This window comes from Photobacterium atrarenae (assembly GCF_024380015.1).
Lineage (GTDB): Bacteria > Pseudomonadota > Gammaproteobacteria > Enterobacterales > Vibrionaceae > Photobacterium > Photobacterium atrarenae.
Genome location: NZ_CP101508.1, coordinates 1,896,255 through 1,914,486 on the forward strand (window position 1 = coordinate 1,896,255; position 18,232 = coordinate 1,914,486).

General features: G+C 54.9%; 15 protein-coding genes. 10 read left to right on the top strand and 5 right to left on the bottom strand.

What is annotated here, in order from left to right; translation table 11 throughout:
* Positions 1-158 precede the first annotated feature (158 nt).
* The 6 genes from NNL38_RS09065 (at position 159) to NNL38_RS09090 (ending at position 6,883) form a co-directional block, all read left to right on the top strand.
* Positions 159-1,214 carry a 3-deoxy-7-phosphoheptulonate synthase gene (locus NNL38_RS09065; protein WP_255387735.1) on the top strand — a complete coding sequence of 352 codons (1,056 nt, stop codon included), beginning with the start codon at positions 159-161 and terminating at the stop codon, positions 1,212-1,214.
* A 130-nt stretch (positions 1,215-1,344) separates the two neighbouring features.
* Positions 1,345-1,827, top strand: a complete 483-nt coding sequence (locus NNL38_RS09070; protein ID WP_255387736.1) for a YajQ family cyclic di-GMP-binding protein — start codon at positions 1,345-1,347, stop codon at positions 1,825-1,827.
* A gap of 222 nt (positions 1,828-2,049) precedes the next feature.
* A complete protein-coding gene (locus NNL38_RS09075) occupies positions 2,050-3,282 on the top strand; it encodes an HDOD domain-containing protein (RefSeq protein ID WP_255387737.1) in 1,233 nt (410 codons plus the stop codon).
* Positions 3,283-3,528: 246 nt separating this feature from the next.
* Positions 3,529-5,166: a glycoside hydrolase family 19 protein gene (locus NNL38_RS09080; RefSeq protein ID WP_255387738.1), complete on the top strand. Its 1,638-nt coding sequence runs from the start codon at positions 3,529-3,531 to the stop codon at positions 5,164-5,166.
* A 164-nt stretch (positions 5,167-5,330) separates the two neighbouring features.
* Positions 5,331-5,927: a DNA-J related domain-containing protein gene (locus NNL38_RS09085; RefSeq protein ID WP_255387739.1), complete on the top strand. Its 597-nt coding sequence runs from the start codon at positions 5,331-5,333 to the stop codon at positions 5,925-5,927.
* A 101-nt stretch (positions 5,928-6,028) separates the two neighbouring features.
* Positions 6,029-6,883 (top strand): pirin family protein, encoded by an 855-nt coding sequence (locus NNL38_RS09090; RefSeq protein ID WP_255387740.1) that lies wholly within the window; start codon positions 6,029-6,031, stop codon positions 6,881-6,883.
* A 161-nt stretch (positions 6,884-7,044) separates the two neighbouring features.
* Here NNL38_RS09090 and lpxL read toward each other — a convergent pair whose 3' ends face one another.
* From lpxL to NNL38_RS09115, 5 genes are all read right to left on the bottom strand, one after another.
* On the bottom strand, positions 7,045-7,971 hold the full coding sequence (lpxL, locus tag NNL38_RS09095) for an LpxL/LpxP family Kdo(2)-lipid IV(A) lauroyl/palmitoleoyl acyltransferase (RefSeq protein WP_255387741.1): 927 nt from the start codon (positions 7,969-7,971) through the stop codon (positions 7,045-7,047).
* Positions 7,972-8,209: 238 nt separating this feature from the next.
* The gene (locus NNL38_RS09100) at positions 8,210-8,791 is read right to left on the bottom strand and encodes a NapC/NirT family cytochrome c (protein ID WP_255387742.1); all 582 of its coding nucleotides are present in this window, start codon (positions 8,789-8,791) and stop codon (positions 8,210-8,212) included.
* 12 nt (positions 8,792-8,803) lie between these two features.
* The gene (locus tag NNL38_RS09105) at positions 8,804-9,292 is read right to left on the bottom strand and encodes a nitrate reductase cytochrome c-type subunit (RefSeq protein WP_255387743.1); all 489 of its coding nucleotides are present in this window, start codon (positions 9,290-9,292) and stop codon (positions 8,804-8,806) included.
* A 10-nt stretch (positions 9,293-9,302) separates the two neighbouring features.
* A complete protein-coding gene (gene napA, locus NNL38_RS09110; RefSeq protein WP_255387744.1) occupies positions 9,303-11,795 on the bottom strand; it encodes a nitrate reductase catalytic subunit NapA in 2,493 nt (830 codons plus the stop codon).
* A gap of 44 nt (positions 11,796-11,839) precedes the next feature.
* Positions 11,840-11,977, bottom strand: coding sequence for a periplasmic nitrate reductase, NapE protein (locus tag NNL38_RS09115; RefSeq protein ID WP_255390605.1), 138 nt, complete (start codon positions 11,975-11,977; stop codon positions 11,840-11,842).
* 231 nt (positions 11,978-12,208) lie between these two features.
* Here NNL38_RS09115 and NNL38_RS09120 point away from each other — a divergent pair, with 231 nt between their 5' ends.
* The 4 genes from NNL38_RS09120 to NNL38_RS09135 all read left to right on the top strand — a co-directional run bounded on the left by NNL38_RS09120 (position 12,209) and on the right by NNL38_RS09135 (position 18,147).
* Complete coding sequence (locus tag NNL38_RS09120; protein ID WP_255390606.1) at positions 12,209-12,502, top strand: winged helix-turn-helix domain-containing protein; 294 nt, start codon at positions 12,209-12,211, stop codon at positions 12,500-12,502.
* A 298-nt stretch (positions 12,503-12,800) separates the two neighbouring features.
* Positions 12,801-13,415, top strand: a complete 615-nt coding sequence (locus NNL38_RS09125) for a DUF2760 domain-containing protein (RefSeq protein WP_255390607.1) — start codon at positions 12,801-12,803, stop codon at positions 13,413-13,415.
* Complete coding sequence (locus NNL38_RS09130) at positions 13,415-15,250, top strand: Hsp70 family protein (RefSeq protein WP_255387745.1); 1,836 nt, start codon at positions 13,415-13,417, stop codon at positions 15,248-15,250. The genes NNL38_RS09125 and NNL38_RS09130 overlap by 1 nt, the downstream gene beginning before the upstream one ends.
* A 65-nt stretch (positions 15,251-15,315) precedes the next feature.
* Positions 15,316-18,147, top strand: coding sequence for an Hsp70 family protein (locus NNL38_RS09135; protein ID WP_255387746.1), 2,832 nt, complete (start codon positions 15,316-15,318; stop codon positions 18,145-18,147).
* Positions 18,148-18,232: the final 85 nt, after the last annotated feature.

The following is an 18,232-nucleotide window of genomic DNA, read 5'->3' on the forward strand; positions in this document are numbered from 1 at the left end:
TTCTGCGCACGCGGTTCAAGTAACACAATTTGCAACTAATAAAGGCGGGAATTCAGCAGAAAAAGTTAGCCATATCACAAGTTTGGTTTATTCCTGCGGTCATTTGGGCTATCTTAACGCGTCGTTATTTTTTGATATACCGAGATAGGCAACAAACTATGCCAATGAAAACAGATGAACTCCGCACGGTGAGCCTTGGTTTGATGCCAACACCGGCAGAGGTTGAAGCCGCTTCCCCGCTTACCGATGATATCGCAGCCCATGTCGCGAACGCCCGCCGCCAGGTCGAAGCGATTCTCTCCGGGCAGGACAGCAGGCTCCTGGTGATCGTTGGTCCTTGCTCGGTACACGACCCGGAAGCCGCGCTGGACTATGCCCGCCGGCTTCAAGCGGTTCAGGCGCAATACCAGGATCAACTGTGTATTGTCATGCGCACCTATTTTGAAAAGCCACGTACAGTGGTGGGCTGGAAAGGCCTGGTCTCCGATCCGCACCTGGACGGCAGCCTGGACCTGGTCAGCGGTTTGCACAAAGCCCGCAAGCTGCTGGTCGATATCAACCAGCTGGGTGTTCCGACTGCAACTGAGTTCCTTGATATGATCACCGGTCAGTATATTGCAGACCTGATCACCTGGGGGGCGATCGGCGCCCGAACCACGGAATCGCAAATTCACCGCGAAATGGCTTCGGCACTCTCCTGCCCGGTCGGCTTCAAAAACGGCACCGACGGCAACATCAAAATTGCCGTCGACGCAATTCGCGCCACCCGTGAATCTCATGTGTTCTGCTCACCGGCCAAAACCGGTGAGATGACCATTTACCGCACCGCCGGCAACCCGTATGGCCATGTTATTTTACGCGGCGGTAAAATGCCGAACTACCATCAGGAAGACATTGCCTCGGCCTGTGATACCCTGGCTTCCTTTGGCCTGCCGACGCGCCTGGTCGTGGATTTCAGTCACGGCAATTGCCAAAAACAGCACAAGCGCCAGCTTGATGTCGCCGCCGACATTTGTCAGCAAATCAAAAGCGGCAGCCAATTCATTGCCGGCATCATGGCCGAGAGTTTCATTACCGAAGGGAATCAGGCCGTCGATCCGGAAAACCTGGATCAGTTAACCTATGGCCAGTCAATCACAGATCCTTGCCTCAACTGGGAGGATACGGTGACCTTGCTGGATATGCTGGCCAATGCAGTAAAATCTCAAAAATAAGCTATATATAGAATCAGTTGGGGAGATCGTGGAGCTTTTCGGTGGCTCCCCTCCACACCGCTGGCCCACACCTGATTGAGGTGGGGAGATGTCACCGAAAACAATTTCATCTTTAGACTAGGACAGAGACATGCCCTCTTTTGATATTATTTCTGACGTCGATTTTGTAGAAGTTCGCAACGCCGTCGACAACGCTTCCCGCGAGCTGGAAACCCGCTTTGATTTTCGTGGCGTCGATGCCAGCTTCGCGCTGGAGAAGGAAATCGTCAAAGTCGTTTCAGAATCAGATTTTCAAATTAATCAGTTAATGACCATCCTGCGCAGCAACCTCGCCAAGCGCAACGTGGATGCCGACTCCATTGACCAAAAGGCAACGACCCGCTCCGGGAAAAACAGCCTGTGCGATGTCGCTTTCAAGCAAGGGATCGAAACCGCAACCGCAAAGAAACTGGTCAAAATGATCAAAGACTCCAAGATCAAGGTACAAGCCTCCATCCAGGGTGATAAAGTTCGCGTCACCGGCAAGAAACGCGATGACCTGCAACAGGTCATGGCCCTGGTGCGCCAGGCAGAATTGGAGCAACCATTCCAGTTCGACAACTTCCGCGACTAACGTCGTTACTCGCAAATTCCGCAGTCAGCTGAGTCGCCATAACAATCATCATCAGCACTCAGCTGGCTGATCAGACCAATCACGACCTTTCGCGTTACTGATACTTAAAACAATTTCGGCGTGATAAAATGCGCCCATTATTATAGATGTGTAGAAGAGGCCTGCTGTGATTCAATCAGGCACATATGACTTGTTGATTTATCATCAATTAGGGGGTCATTCGTGGTAGAGACGATTTTTTCTGATAAGCGCTATACCAAAGAAGCGCAAGCTGTCGCATCAGAAATAAGTCAACAGGTACAGCAACGCCATGCCAGATGGATGGTCAGCCAAAAATATCTGGTCAACCAAGACGATGTTGATCACCTTCTAAGCCGGGAAACCGAATTCTGCGAAACCATCATTTTATATGAAGAAGAGCGGATCACGGATAATCAGCGTTTACTACTCAGCTGCGAAACTGACAAAGTTCTCGAGCGCCGGGCAGAAAATGTTGTCCGCCAGGAGCGCCATAAACGGCTGGGCGAAATGGTCCAACAGGCCGCCGGTAAAATCATGGAAACCCGATTCCAGCAAAATGATATCGCCCGGTTGCTCAATGTCCATGAAGGCTTTGGTGACTTTGCATCTTTTGCCTATTCCCCGACACTCAACTTTCAGAAACTGGGCTCACTGGCAATTTTGTATCATTCGCTCGGGGCCAATATTCTGGATCTGGTCAATGAACCTAAGTTTTGCCAACAAATGGGCAAGGCACCGCGGAAAATCTCCGATCCCAAGACAGCAATCGGCTATCTGGGAATCGACAACTGCCGGATGCTCTATCCGGTTCTGATGGCCAAGCCGTTGCTGAAATGGGCCGACAAGAACACCAAGCTCATGGCGCCGAAAATGTGGCAACACACCATTATGCTGGCTAATGCCACCCGCATGCGTCTGAGTGATGTGCATTATAAAGAGCCGGATGAAGGCGTCTTACTGGGCATTCTCCGGGGGATCGGTCAGTTTGCGATCTGCAACCACTTTACCAACTGCTTTGACATTGCTCTGGAGAAGGTGATGATGGAGTTGCGCGAGCAAGAGCGTCGGGAAGATTACTTCGCCTGCGCTGAAGTGACGCATTCGATGGATTTTTTGCCCGGGGTTCTGGCAAGCTGGGAGAAAAAGCTGACTCAAAAGATTATCAACTATATCGAGTGGAGCCCACGCAACCTGCACCTCAAAAACGCCCTCGAAGAAGACATCAACGATGTACCGATCTATGAGCGTGGCCTGCACGGTGCGGCCCTGGGCCAGGGCCGGGTCTTCACGATTTTCGATATGATGAGCAAAAGCAAAGCCTTCAATCAGGAACACGTCCCATACTGGCTTGCCAACATGCAGATGGACGGCAAGATCCTAAAATCGATTAGCCGCCGCAATCCCGGCAAATTCACCTTGTCAATCTCCGGGTAACAGCTCCTCTCAACAAACATTTGCCCTGTTCGCCAAGCCCAGTCCCCCTGGCTTGCTGCACAGGGCGAATTCACTTTCCCGGCCAATATCACACCCCACACAACACAATGGATTATTGCCGGATTATGATATTGAATTGACTCGCAAACTCATCTTCTCCCGCCATCACCATCGCCAAATTCTTTCTATGGTTATTGACGATCAACACCTCTGTATTTCATCAACATCAAAGACGGTGGTAGAAGAATGGAACATACCTTGCGAAAAACGACCAGCCAGCCTTTCCTGGCCGGATTACTTACCAGCACCCTGATGCTGTCGGCATCGTCAGCCCTTGCCGCTTACCCCAATTACAACCCGGAAGCTCTCTATCAAAGCGGCGATCAAGTGGTCTATCAGGGTCATGTTTATCAAGCCAGACAATCGGTGCAAAACCAGGCACCGACCCCCGACTCCCGCTACAACAGCTGGCAGTGGCTCGGACAGCGAAGTACACTCAGCACAGAGCCAACCTTGGCGACCGTTGTTGCCAACTATCCGGCCTATCAGGATACCCAGGTATACGTGAACGGGGATCGGGTATCTTACAACGGGCAGGTTTATGAAGCCCAATGGTGGACCCAGGGCGAAGCCCCGGATGCTGCCAACAGCACCGGGGTCTGGCAGCACATTGACGCCGATCCCGGTCCAGGCCCTGATCCGGATCCCGGTACCCCAGACAACGGCATCATCGGCCAGAATCCCGATGGCAGCTATATCATGAGCAAGGCTTTTCTGGATGCACGGGAAGCTGCCCTCACCAGCTCGCCGCAATTTGACGCGGTACGGGCCTCCATCAAAACCCGGGACAACGCCATTGTTGAGGCCATCGTCCCGGGCGCAGCCAGCAACCCGGACAATGTCAAACGGGTGGAGTCTCTGGTCAGCGAGCAACAATGGGATCATCGGTTCCCGGAGCGAAACGCCGCCTATACTTATACCAACTTCCTTAAAGCCGTCGGCAAATTTGAAGGCTTCTGCGCCACCTATACCGACCACAGAGCCGCTGAGTCTGACGCGATTTGCGCCAAGTCCCTGGCGGTCATGTTTGCCCATTTCACTCAGGAAACCGGGGCCCACAACCCGCACTCGCCGAACGAGGAATGGCGTCAGGGGCTTTACTTCGTCCGCGAAGCCGGCTGCTCAGATGATGCCGGCTCCTGTGGGTACAACAGCGAATGTGCCGCCACCAACTGGCAAACCGAGCAGTGGCCCTGCGGCACTACGCCAGATGGCCACTACGTGAAATACTTTGGTCGCGGTGCCAAGCAACTCTCCTACCACTACAACTACGGCCCCTTCTCGGATTTTATTTTCAATGACGTCCATGTCCTGCTGCAGAACCCGGATCGGGTTGCAAGTACCTGGCTGAACCTGGCCTCCGCGGTCTTCTTCTTTGTCTATCCGCAGCCGCCCAAGCCTTCGATGCTGCATGTCATTGATGGTACCTGGCAGCCCACTGCCACGGATATTGCCGAGAAACGCACACCGGGTTTTGGCGTCACCACCATGATCATTAACGGCGGGATTGAATGTACCCAGGACACCGAAAAACCGCAGTCCGTCAACCGGATCAAATACTACCGTGGTCATGCCGCTGCACTGGGCGTGCCCATTCCGGCCGATGAGCAACTCGGCTGTGCCGGAATGAAAGCTTTCAAGAAAACCGGCGATAACAGCTTCGGTTTGTACTGGGAGAACGACTGGGGTTACTACAAAGACAACCCGGACGGTGCCAGCTTCGCCTGCCGCATTGAATCGGGCTATCAGACCGCTCACACCACCCTGAAAAAAGGCGATTACACCAAGTGCGTACAAAAGTATTACGGGGTAACGATTGAGTAAACCTGCCGGTTAACCGGACCGTATCATGGCCTGCCGAGCGGCTGGGCTGGCCATGATGCTTACCGTACTTCCAGTACCTTACTGCGCCAATCCATAGGCGGACAGTTGACACTGACCCACCTTCTTCTGTTAGGCTCTGTTCAGCCCATCATCCAGGAACCCTTATGGATCTCAACGCTGAACCGGAATACGACAACCCGCTGATCTGGCCCATCCTTTCCTTGCTTAATCGCGAACCATCCGGATGGAAAGTCCACACCCTATTCGATGCCCTCAAACAGCAGGACCTGTTGGAGCAGCTCGATGACAACCCGGAACAGGATCTATTCAAGCGCAATTTCCTGCTGATGAATGCCTTATATCAGTTGCAAGCACTGCTGCTGCCGTCGCAGTGGCTACAGGTTCAGGCGATGGATATTCAGTTGCTGGAAAATACTGGCCAGCATCACCAGATTGATCAACATGATCCCTTGCGACGCTATTACCTCGACTGGCACAACTACCACACCGACGCCGCAGCGGTGAAGCGCCTGCTGTCCTCCTTCTGGAGCCGTTATCAGCGTTATATCGGCCACGACGTACCTGTTTCAGACTCAAGCCGCGCCGAGGATCTGGCCCGGCTCGCATTACCAGATGATGCCACTCCCGCTCAGATCCGCCGTCAATGGCGTAAACTGGCGCTGCGCTGGCATCCCGACCGCCCCAACGGCGACGCCGACACCTTCCGTCAGATCTGCGAAGCCTGGCAGCGCCTGCAATAGGCGCTTGTTCAGTTTTTTCAAACAACCTGTTCATTTCAGCCCGCTGTTACCCCTGCATCTGCCCGCCTACACTATCAACAATCAAGAAAATCGGAGGGCTTATGGCTATCAGACGTATCAAACAGATCATTGCTTCCCATCCATCAGCAGATGGCGACGGCGTTAAAATTCAGCGGGTCCATGGCTTTAACGACGCCCAGTTTTCTCCCTTCCTGATGATTGATGAACTCAAGTCCGAAAGCCCGGATGATTACATCGGCGGTTTCCCGCCGCATCCGCACCGGGGGATAGAGACCCTGACCTATATGCTCAGCGGTCATTTTCAACACCAAGATCATATGGGCAACACCGGGGAATTGCGGGACGGCGGCGCCCAGTGGATGTCGGCCGGGCGTGGGGTCATTCACAGTGAAATGCCAGTCATGACCGAAGGGAACCTGCATGGCTTCCAGATCTGGATCAACCTGCCGGCAGCGAAGAAAATGCAACCGGCGCAGTATCACGACTTCCAGTCAGACGTGATCACGGAAAAAGCCTTGGCTGACAACAGTCTGATCCGAGTGATCGCCGGGGATCTGACGATTAAGGGAGAAACGTTAATCGGCCCGCTGCAACAGACCGGTGTCCCGACCACCATTGCCAATTGGCAGGCCGGAAAAGGCGCACACTTCAGCAGTTGCCTCAACCCGGATTTCCAGGCGATCATCTATGTCTACCAGGGTGCAATTGAGATTGAAGGCACCACGGCCAAGGCCGGTGAGCTGGCCATTTTAGATCATGGAGAAGGACTGGCGATTGATGCAGTCAGTGAGCAGACCGGGATCCTGCTCCTTTCCGGGATACCTATCCACGAGCCGGTGGTACACTATGGCCCGTTTGTGATGAACAGCATGGACGAAATTGAGCAGGCTATTTCGGATTATCAGCAAGGTAAACTGGTGACGCCAGAGTCGTAACCCCTGCCCACGCGCCAAACCAAACTGGAGCGAGGCCACAGCAACCTCCCGGGGGGATAAACATCCGAACGTACCCGAACGTCCCTCAACGAAAAAGGGCAGAGAAACCTCTGCCCTTTTCTGTATCACGATCACGGCTGAAGCCTCAGCGGGGACATGAGCTAATACAGCGATGGTTCGCCTTCCGGCCGGGTCTTAAACCGGCGGTGCAGCCACATGTATTGCTCCGGCGCTTCCATAATTGAGCGCTCAATCGCCTTATTCACATACGCAGCGGCGGCATCCGGCTCATTGTGCGGGAATGCATCCAACGGCGGAAAGACTTTGAGGGTGTACTGACCGGAGTCGGTGTTTCTCACCATCGCAAACGGCACCAGGGCGCAATCAGAGGCATCCGCCAGCAAACTGGTTCCCGTGGTGGTGCAGGCTTTCTCGACTGCAAATAGCGGCGCGAACGTTGAGCGGCGGCGGCCGTAGTCATGATCCGGTGCATACCAGACCCGCTCGCCGCTTCGCAACGCGCGCAGCATGCCTTTCACATCTTTGCGATCGACCATATATTTATTCGAACGCACCCGGCCTTTGAACTGGAAATAATCAAAGCACGGATTATTATTCGGACGATAAACGCCAACACCCGGCGCGACAAGACCAAATGCCCGGGCCCCCAACTCCAGGTTCAGCGAATGAACCGCAATCATCAGTGCGCCCTTGCCCTGTTTCTCCAGTGCTTCCAGGTGCTCAAAACCTTCGTAGCTGACATGGCGCTTGACCCGAAAATCGGGCCAGAACCAGGCCATGCCGGTCTCAAACATCGCCAGGCCGGTATTGTCGATATTCTTGCGCGCAATAGCGTCCCGCTCTGCCTGCGGCATCTCCGGGAAACACAGCTCCAGGTTTCGTGCGATGGTTTTGCCGCGCTTTTTCATCACCTTCATCGCCAGACGGCCTAACCCCTGTCCGAGACGGAACTGGATGAAATATGGCAGCCAGCTGATCAGGTACATCACACCAATCAGGATCAGCGTCAACCAATAACGCGGATGGAGAAACGCTTTTTGAAACGTTGGTGCTGAAAATTTACTCATATCAGTAATCTAAATCCCATGGTTATTGTGATGGTCAGGATAAAGCAAGGAAGGCGATGTCTGTATCGAACATCGTATTCTATTAACAGGGAAGGATTTCTGCAAGAAAGTGATGACGGGAATGCCCGGCTGTTCAGGCGAATATCAGTGGCTGGGTAAAAAGCAGGCGATGAACGGCCTGCCATCGCGCCAATTGGCAAAGAAACAAGCAAAACCCTGTCATGAACAGGGCTGGTGACTAAAAACCTTCCACGCCATGCATGTCCGGTAACCGGTGGGCAATTCCCTTGTGGCAATCAATACAGGTTTTGCTGCCATCCGCCAGCGCCGTAGAATGCTGGTTCGAAGCCCGCAGGGACTGACGGGTAAAATCCATATAGACAAACTCATGGCAGTTGCGGCACTCCAGCGAGTCATTCTTTTTCATCCGGGTCCATTCTCGCTCAGCCATCTCCCGCCGCCGGGCATTGAACTTATCCAGGGTCGAAATCGCGCCCGTCACCCAGGCGTACACTTCTTTGGAAGCCTGCATCTTGCGCGCCATTTTATCCGTCCAGTCATGGGGAACGTGACAGTCGGAGCAGATCGCCCGCACCCCGGTCCGGTTGGTAAAGTGGATAGTGCCCTGAATTTCCTGATAGACGTTATCGCGGTGGCAGCTGATACAGAACGGCTCCGTATTGGTCAGCTCCATCCCGGTATTGAACGCCCCCCAGAAAATAATCCCGGCAATAAATCCCCCCAGGGTCAGAAAGCCGAGACTAAAATGCTTCGACGGCGAGGTGACCAGCGCCCACCATTTTTTGATCCAATTCCACATCGCGACGCCTCCTCACTCTTCCTGATCAATCAAGGTATCAAGATCGGTGAATTGAGAGTCCACCAGTGGCTTGGCATTGGTTTGCACCACATGGCACTGCTGACAGAAATAGCGACGGGGAGATAACTCTGCAAGGAAATTACCGTCACGATCCATATAATGCGTCACGCTGATCATCCGAGCCTGGGTTTCTTCCACCCGGCTGCGGGCATGGCAGGCCATACACTTGTTAACTTTTAAATCGACCTGGTAATTGTCAATCTTGTGCGGGATCAGCGGCGGCTGCATCGGATAGCTTCTGCCCGGGATCACATCAGTATTTAAGGTCTTACTCATCCGCGGTGGTTCCGGCTCAGCATTCAAATCAAACTGACGCAGGGAAGCCAGGTCCCGATCAGTCACGGCTGTAGCCGTCGCCGGATAGCAAAGCACCCAGGCCAGCGCAACAACAACCCCGCCGGCCCGACCGACTTCATTCAGCATTGAGAACAATCGCTTCATCACGCAACTCCTAGGCTTTCACCAGCTTGACCGCGCATTTTTTAAAATCAGTTTGCTTCGACAGCGGATCGGTCGCATCCAGGGTCACTTTGTTAATCAGCTGACTGGCATCGAACCAGGGCACAAACACCAGCCCCTTCGGCGGCTTGTTTCTGCCCCGGGTTTCGACCCGAGTGACAATTTCGCCCCGGCGCGAGATCACCCGCACGGCATCACCGCGCCTGAGCCCGCGCTCCCTGGCTTCTTCGGGATGCATAAACACCTGCGCATCGGGATAGGATTGATACAGCTCCGGCACCCGCTGGGTCATCGACCCGGAATGCCAGTGCTCAAGCACCCGGCCGGTCACCAGCCACAAATCGTACTCGTCATCCGGGCTTTCTGCCGGCGGCTCGAAAGGCAACGCAAAGATCACCGCCTTGCCGTCCGGCTTACCGTAAAACTCAAATCCGGCCCCCTTCGACACATAAGGATCCGATCCTTCGCGGTAGCGCCACAGGGTTTCCTGACCATCCACCACCGGCCAGCGCAAACCGCGGGTCTGGTGGTACATCTCAAACGGGGCCAAATCGTGGCCGTGGCCACGGCCAAACTCTGCATATTCTTCAAACAGCCCCTTCTGAACATAAAAGCCATAATCGGCCATTTCGTCATTGAGCATGCCTTCTTCCAAGTCGGACGACGGGAACTTGTTGACTTTACCGTTGAGAAACAGGACATCGAACAGCGTTTTATCCCGATAATCCGGGTTGGCATTCAGTAATTCTTCCGGCCAGACTTCATCGGTTTTAAATCGTTTGGAAAACTCCATCAGCTGCCACAGATCCGATTTGGCTTCCCCTGGCGCTTTGACCATCTGGTGCCACAGCTGGGTCCGCCGCTCGGCGTTACCATAAGCACCTTCTTTCTCGACCCACATCGCGGTCGGCAGGATCAAATCGGCCGCCTGCGCCGTCACTGTCGGATAAACATCCGACACCACGATGAAGTTATCCGGATTGCGATAGCCGGGCAGCGTTTCCTCATTGATGTTGGCCGCGGCCTGGAGGTTATTATTGACCTGGATCCAATAGACATTGATATCGCTATCCCGCAACATCCGGCTCTGGAGGACGGCATGGGCACCGACTTTGTCTGGGATAATCCCGGCCGGCAGTTTCCAGATCTTCTCGGCCGTCTGGCGATGCTCGGGGTTGGTGACCACCAAGTCTGCCGGCAACCGGTGGGCAAAGGTACCGACTTCCCGGGCTGTACCGCAGGCTGAAGGTTGGCCGGTTAAGGAAAACGGGCTATTGCCCGGGGTCGAGATTTTCCCGGTTAGCAGGTGAATGTTGTAGATCAGATTGTTGCACCATACCCCGCGGGTATGCTGGTTAAACCCCATGGTCCAGAAGGAGACAACCTTGGTCTCCGGGTTGGCATACAACTCCGCCAACTCGGTCAACCGCTCAGGCGCAACGCCGGTCATCTCCGCAGTTTTTTCCAGCGTGTAATCGGATACAAAGGCTTTAAATTCCTCAAACGTCATCGGCTCTGAGGCGCCGCTGTCGGGGTTTTTCGCCTGCTGCTGCAGTGGATGTTCCGGCCGCAGGCCATAACCGATATCGGTCGCCCCGCGGCGGAAGTTGACATGCTTACCGACAAAGTCCTGATTCACTTTGTCGTTGGTGATAATGTAGTTCGCGATAAAGTTCAGGATTGCCAGGTCGGTCTGGGGATGGAAGACCACGGGCACATCCGCCAGCTCGAAGCTGCGATGCTCAAAAGTCGACAACACCGCTACTTTCACCGCCGGGTTCGACAATCGGCGATCCGTCACCCGGGTCCAGAGAATGGGATGCATCTCTGCCATATTCGAGCCCCACAGCACAAACGCATCGGCCGCTTCGATATCGTCATAGCAACCCATCGGCTCATCAATCCCGAAGGTGCGGATAAATCCGACCACCGCAGAGGCCATACAGTGGCGTGCGTTGGGCTCAATATTGTTGGAGCGAAAACCACCCTTCATCAGCTTAGACGCGGCATAGCCTTCATAGACCGTCCACTGACCGGACCCGAACATCCCGATCGCTTCCGGGCCTTTGGCCTTCAGCGTTGCTTTCCACTTCTCAGCCATGATGTCAAAAGCCTGCTCCCAGGAAATAGGGCTGAATTCTCCCTGCTTATCGTACTGGCCATCTTTCATTCTCAGCAACGGCTGGGTGAGGCGATCCTTGCCGTACATAATTTTGGAGAGGAAATACCCTTTGACGCAATTCAGACCGCGATTCACCGGTGATTTTATATCCCCGTGAGTTGCCACCACATGGTTATCTTTAATCCCGACATTTACCGAGCAACCCGTACCGCAAAACCGACACGGCGCTTTTTGCCATTTTAGCCGGGTTAACGAAGCATCCGTGACCACATTACTGGCGGTGATCGGAAGCGTTATCCCAGCCGCAGCTGCCGCCGTGGCTGCAGCCTGAGCCTTGATAAACTTACGTCGAGAACATTTCATGTTGACCTCTCTACCTGCGCGCCATTGCTAATCTCAGAGGCTGACTAGCCGGTCAATACCTGGAGAAACCACACCAGAAAGCCATATCCGCCCACCACCGCGACCGCCAGTACAGGAAACAGGATCACGGTAATCAACAGGAAAGCTCTGAGTTCAGCACGACGCCGGGTGTTGTCATCCATCGGTCCAATCCGAAACTTGGGGATACGATAACTGTAGTCAGCTTTGAAAAAATTGTAAGCGCGCTTCGGGATGATACCGACAAAGTGGTAACTCAGCATCAGCTGTTGCTTGAGGGCCACCGGGCGATAGCAAAGTATCAAGCAGAGCAGAGCGCCGGTACCACCAAGGTCGCATTAATGTTACTCTCAACCCTGAAATCAGCCGCTTACAAAGGATTGAAGTACAAGGCTATGAGTATCAGCAAAACCAAAACCAGTTTTTATCGCCGCCTCTATCTGGCCCACCTGATCGATCATGGCATTGACACCGTGCCCGGGATCCTCGAATACACCGGTATGCCGCGACGCACAGCGCAGGACACCATCAAAAGTCTGTCCGACCTGGATATCACCTGCACCTTTGTGCAAACCAAAGGCGAGCGTAACCGCATCGGCCATTACCAAATCAGTGACTGGGGAGCGATTAACAAACAATGGATTGATGACAACCTGACGGAGATAAAATCGGTCCTGGACTACCCTTAATCCGCATCGAACTCGGAAAAGCGGTGACGCAGCGCTCATCTGGCCGGGCAATATCATCAGAAAATAGCGGGCACACAATCAATAGCATACGTGCTGGTCTAGAATGACAGAGATGTGTCAAACCTTTGATTGGTTGCAAATTAATCTAAGGCAGCATTTCTGACCTTAAATTGCAACAAAAATATGTCTGGCTTAGATGTAATGCAGTTTGAGTATGGTAGTATTCGACCCAAATTATTCATAGTGAATCGAATTTCACTGTAACGAGAAGACGGATATGGCTTTTGATTTTTCTAAAATGACTGTGGATTTATCGGCAATGCCGACAACCCTCGATATGGGACACGCCTGGTTAGGCGGCCTGGTCTTGGTCCTGCTGGTAATGTACATCGCCAAAAAAGGCAAGCCGGTAGAAGTTGAGAAAGTTGTCGAAAAAGAAGTCGAAGTTGAGAAAATCGTTGAGGTTGAAAAACCTGTCGAGAAGATCGTTGAAGTTGAAAAGATTGTTGAAGTTGAACCTAAACTAAAAACCGCAACACCGGATGCGGCGCTGCAACTGCTGTCCCTGCTGCAACAAGAAGCGCGCTTCATCGATTTCATGCAAGAAGATTTGAAAGGCTTTTCGGATGCAGAGATCGGCGCCGCAGCCCGTGTGATCCATGAAGGCGGCCAGAAAGTTCTGAACGACTATTTCAGCTTTTCCCCGGTTCGTGCCGAAGACGAAGAAACCCGCATCACTCTGCCGGAAGGCTTCAATGCTTCTGAAGTACGCCTGACCGGCAATGTCGTGGGCGAAGCGCCGTTTACCGGCACCCTGATCCACCGCGGCTGGAAAGTCACCGAAGTGAAGCTGCCGAAACTGGCAGACGGTCACGATGCACGTATTGTTGCCGCCGCTGAGGTAGAACTGTAATGCAAGAGACTCAAGAACATCGCTATAGTGTGGGCATCGACTTAGGGACCACCCACTGTGTCCTGTCGTATGTCGACCTGCAAGACGAAGCAGCATCGGTCAATGTCATGCCGATTGCCCAGCTGACGACACCGGGAAACGTGGAAGAAAAATCCCAGCTGCCGTCATTCATGTACCAGGCCCATGAGTCTGAGCTGGCCGAGGGCGACACCGCCCTGCCCTGGAACGCGCAGCCGAACGCCATTGTCGGTGCGATGGCCCGGAGTCTGGGCAGCAAAACGCCTATCCGCCTGATTGCCAGTGCCAAAAGCTGGTTGTGCCATGGCGGCGTGAATCGCCGGGATGCCTTCCTGCCGCTCAACAGCCCGGAAGAAGTGGCCAAAGCCTCGCCGCTGGATGCCACCCGTCAATATCTGGCGCACCTGGCTGAAGCCTGGAACCACCAGCACCCTGACACGCCGCTGTTCGATCAGGATGTCACGATCACCGTCCCGGCCTCGTTCGACCCGGCAGCCCGCGATCTGACCGCCGAAGCAGCCCGCAGCGTCGGCTTCAAACATATGACGCTGCTGGAAGAGCCGCAGGCTGCGGTTTACAGCTGGCTGAAAAACAATGATGAGAGCTGGCGTGATCAGGTCTCGGTCGGCGATGTGATCCTGGTGGTCGATATCGGCGGCGGCACCACGGACCTGTCACTGGTTGCCGTCACTGAAGAAGATGGCAACCTGGTGCTGAACCGCGTTGCGGTGGGCGATCACATCCTGCTCGGTGGTGACAACATGGATCTGGCGCTGGCCTACCGCCTCAAGGCAAAGCTGGCCCAGGAAGGCAAGCAACTACAGCCGTGGCAGATCCAGGCGATCACCCACGCCTGCCGTGATGCCAAAGAAGCGCTGCTGAGCGATGCCACGCTGCAAACCGTGCCGATTGTAGTGCCAAGCCGTGGCTCAAAACTGCTGGGCGGCACGCTGCAAACCGAACTGACCCAGGAAGAAGTCCAGCAAACGCTGGTTGAAGGTTTCTTCCCGCGTAATGCGATTGAAGAACATCCGGTAGAAATGCAACGCGGCGCCCTGACCCAAATGGGTCTACCGTATGCGCAGGATGCCGCGATTACCCGCCACGTGGCCGGCTTTTTGAGCCGCCAGTCTTCAGCGGTGGACGAGCTGTTTGAAAAATACGACCAGCTGCATGAAGGCTTTATTCGCCCGACCGCAGTCCTGTTTAACGGCGGCGTACTGAAATCTGAGCTACTGTCCGATCGCCTGCTGTCGATTATCAACAGCTGGCTGACCACCGGCGGCAGCGACGCTGCCAAACTGCTGGAAGGTCTGGATCTCGACCTGGCGGTTGCCAGCGGCGCATCCTACTATGGCTCCGTCCGCCAGGGCAAAGGGGTTCGGATCCGGGGCGGTATCGCCAGCAGCTATTATGTCGGGATAGAAAGCGCGATGCCGGCCATTCCGGGGATGGAGCCACCGCTGGAAGCCCTGTGTGTGGCACCGTTTGGCATGGAAGAAGGCACCCATGCCGAAGTGCCAAGCCGTGAGTTCGGTCTGGTGATTGGCCAACCGGTGCAGTTCAAGTTCTTCGGCTCCACGGTACGTCGTGAGGATCCGGCCGGTACCCACCTGGATTGGTGGCAACCGGAAGAGCTGGAAGAGTTACCGGCGATTCAGGTCACCCTACCGGTTTCTGAAGGTCGCACCGCTGGTGAAGTGGTGCCGGTCCGTCTGGCATCTCGGGTCACTGAGCTTGGCACCCTGTGCCTGGAAGCAATTCCGACCGACGGCGGCCAGAAGTGGCAAGTCGAATTCGACGTTCGCGATAAGTAACCCTTGTTTCATCTTGTTACGGCGCATCTTGGATGCGCCGTAATTTTTTCATCACGGAGTCATCCATGCCTTCCCCGCGTTATCTTATCGGTATCGATCTGGGTACAACTCACACTGTGGTGGCTTATGCCCCGATCACCGAAGATCTTGAGTCCAGCCCGGTCAACATCTTTGAGATTGACCAGCTCATTGCCCCGGGCGAAGTGGCCCGCAAGCCCCTCCTGCCCTCTTTCCGTTATCACCCGGCCGAAGGTGAGATCAGCCCGTCCGAGCTGGTTCTGCCTTGGGATCCTCAGCCCGTTGCCGGCGATATACCGCTCGCGATTATCGGCGAGTTTGCCCGTGAGCTGGGCGCTAAAGTTGAAGGGCGCCAGGTGGTCAGCGCCAAGAGCTGGCTCTCGCACACCGGCGTTGATCGCAATGAAGCGATCCTGCCGTGGTCTTCCGCCAGCGACGTCGATAAAGTCTCACCGGTTATCGCCAGCGCCAGCTACCTCAACCATGTCCGCCAGGCCTGGGACTATCATCACCCCGATGCCAAACTGGCCAATCAGGAAGTGGTCATTACCGTCCCGGCTTCCTTTGATGAAGCCGCCCGCGCACTGACCCTGGAAGCTGCGACCCTCGCCGGTCTGCCCAAGATCCTGCTACTGGAAGAGCCGCAGGCTGTTTGCTATGACTGGTACGCTAAGAACAAAGCCGATGCACCGCAACTGCTGGAAAATATCCCGTTGCTGATGGTATGCGATATCGGCGGCGGCACCACGGATCTCAGCCTGATCAAAGTCAGCACTCAGAACGATCAACTGAGCCTGGATCGCATCGGGGTTGGCGATCACCTGATGCTGGGCGGCGATAACTTGGATCTGGCCCTGGCCCATCGCGCCGAGCAGCGCTTGCACGGCAGTCAGAAAAAACTCAGCGCCGCCGGGTTGTCAAAACTGATCCAGCAGACCCGCAAAGTCAAAGAACGGCTGTTGTCAGGCAATGCGCCGGATACCGCCAAAATCACTCTGCTCGGCAGTGGTTCACGCCTCATCGGCGGTGCCAAAAGTGTCGAACTGAGCCGGGAGGAAGTCCACGAAATTGCCCTGGATGGTTTCTTCCCGCGAACCGAATTTCAGGATCAGCCGAGCCAGCGCCAGGCCGCGGTGGTCGAGTTTGGTCTGCCCTATGCGGCAGATCCGGCCATCAGTAAACATCTGGCCCAATTTATCAGTCTGCACGATACTGTTTGCCGCGAGGCTCTCCAGAGTCATGGGCTTGAGGTTGACGCGGATCTGCCAGCCATTCCGGCTGCCGTCCTGCTCAACGGCGGGGTGTTCAACAGCCCACTGCTGACCGAGCGTATCCTTGGCAACTTCTCACACTGGCGAGGTGACAGCGTCACTGAGCTGCACAACCCGCATCCGGACCTGGCAGTCGCTTACGGTGCGGTAGCCTACGCCAAGGCCCGCCACGGTGCCGAATTGAAGATCGGTGGTGGCTCCGCCCGCTCCTTCTTCCTAGCGCTGGATGACAAGAAAAAAGGCAAACAGGGAATCTGCCTGCTCCCGAAAGGCATTGAAGAAGGCACCGAAGTCCGCCTGGCCAACCGCAAGTTTGCCCTTACCCTGGGCGAGCCGGTGCGTTTTAACTTGGTTTCCTCAACCGATGACAGCCATACCCAGGCGGGCGAATTGTTCGAGATTGATCACGACGGATTTGTCACCTTGCCGCCGTTCATTGCCACCCTAGACAGCGAGCGGGATCGGGCTGAGCTGTCGGCCAACCAGAAAGATCGGGAAGAAGTCACCCTGGCTTGCCAGCTGACGGAAGTTGGCACCTTGCAAATGGAGTGCGTCAGCCTCGGTGATGACAGCAAGCGCTGGAAAGTTGAATTTGCCATCCGTAAAGACATTGCCCGACTCAACCGGGGTGACGACAGCACGCTGGCCGAATCCGCGCTGCCGGCTCGCATTGATGAAGCCGTTGAAGCCATCAAACAGGTCTACGGCGGCAGTACTAAAACTGCCGATAACAAAGCGGTAAAAACCCTGCGCAGCCGGCTGGAAAAAATACTGGGCAAGCGCGACAGCTGGGACACCCCTTGTCTGCGCGAGCTGGCCGGTTCCCTGCTCGAGAGTAAAAAACGTCGCCGCCGCTCCGATTTACATGAGCGCAACTGGCTCAAGCTGACGGGATTTGCGATGCGCCCGGGTTTTGGCTACCCCTCTGATGACTGGCGTATGGAGCAGATCTGGCACTTGTATCAGCAAGGGATCCAGTTCAACACCAATACCCAGACCTGGAGTGACTGGTGGGTATTCTGGCGCCGGGTCGCCGGGGGGCTCAGCCAGGAGCAACAACTGGTGATCTTTAAAGATATCGCTAAGTACATCAATCCAAGTGCAACGCGCAACAGTAAGCTGAAAGCAGAAATGCAGGAGCGCAGTTACGGCGATATGGTTCGCCTGGCCGCTTCGCTGGAGCACTTGCCGTTTGACAAGAAACTGCAGCTGATAGAGTGGCTGTTTGGCCGGCTGCAGAAGCCACAGCATGCCCAGGCACACTGGTGGGCAATTGGGCGCATTGCCAGCCGGAGTCCGTTCTACGGCAGTGCCCACAACCTGCTGACGCCCCAGCATGTCGCCTATTGTCTGCCAGAGCTGATGGACTGGGACTGGCGCAAGGAGCCTGATATCGCATTTGCCGCGGTCATGATGTCGCGGATGACCGGGGATCGCGCGCTGGATATTGATGAGAAGCATCGCAGAGCCGTGATTGAGAAACTGAAAGCGAGCAAGGCGCCTGAAAGCTGGATCCAGATGGTCTCGGAGGTCAAAGTACTGACCGAAGATGAAACCAAGCGGGTGTTCGGAGATGCCCTGCCGACCGGATTAAGATTACTTGATTAAGCTACGGTTAGGGTTTGGCTGTTACAATCGATGCATTGTTCGTTATTGGATCCCGACACTTGAAGCGGGACGACGCAAGCATGAG

Bases quoted from the DNA above. Each gene is read 5' to 3' on its own strand.
- NNL38_RS09065 (WP_255387735.1), top strand. From the start codon at position 159: ATGCCAATGAAAACAGATGAACTCCGCACGGTGAGCCTTGGTTTGATG.
- NNL38_RS09070 (WP_255387736.1), top strand. From the start codon at position 1,345: ATGCCCTCTTTTGATATTATTTCTGACGTCGATTTTGTAGAAGTTCGC.
- NNL38_RS09080 (WP_255387738.1), top strand. From the start codon at position 3,529: ATGGAACATACCTTGCGAAAAACGACCAGCCAGCCTTTCCTGGCCGGA.
- NNL38_RS09085 (WP_255387739.1), top strand. From the start codon at position 5,331: ATGGATCTCAACGCTGAACCGGAATACGACAACCCGCTGATCTGGCCC.
- NNL38_RS09090 (WP_255387740.1), top strand. From the start codon at position 6,029: ATGGCTATCAGACGTATCAAACAGATCATTGCTTCCCATCCATCAGCA.
- lpxL (WP_255387741.1), bottom strand. From the start codon at position 7,971: ATGAGTAAATTTTCAGCACCAACGTTTCAAAAAGCGTTTCTCCATCCG.
- NNL38_RS09100 (WP_255387742.1), bottom strand. From the start codon at position 8,791: ATGTGGAATTGGATCAAAAAATGGTGGGCGCTGGTCACCTCGCCGTCG.
- NNL38_RS09105 (WP_255387743.1), bottom strand. From the start codon at position 9,292: ATGAAGCGATTGTTCTCAATGCTGAATGAAGTCGGTCGGGCCGGCGGG.
- napA (WP_255387744.1), bottom strand. From the start codon at position 11,795: ATGAAATGTTCTCGACGTAAGTTTATCAAGGCTCAGGCTGCAGCCACG.
- NNL38_RS09115 (WP_255390605.1), bottom strand. From the start codon at position 11,977: ATGGATGACAACACCCGGCGTCGTGCTGAACTCAGAGCTTTCCTGTTG.
- NNL38_RS09120 (WP_255390606.1), top strand. From the start codon at position 12,209: ATGAGTATCAGCAAAACCAAAACCAGTTTTTATCGCCGCCTCTATCTG.
- NNL38_RS09125 (WP_255390607.1), top strand. From the start codon at position 12,801: ATGACTGTGGATTTATCGGCAATGCCGACAACCCTCGATATGGGACAC.
- NNL38_RS09130 (WP_255387745.1), top strand. From the start codon at position 13,415: ATGCAAGAGACTCAAGAACATCGCTATAGTGTGGGCATCGACTTAGGG.
- NNL38_RS09135 (WP_255387746.1), top strand. From the start codon at position 15,316: ATGCCTTCCCCGCGTTATCTTATCGGTATCGATCTGGGTACAACTCAC.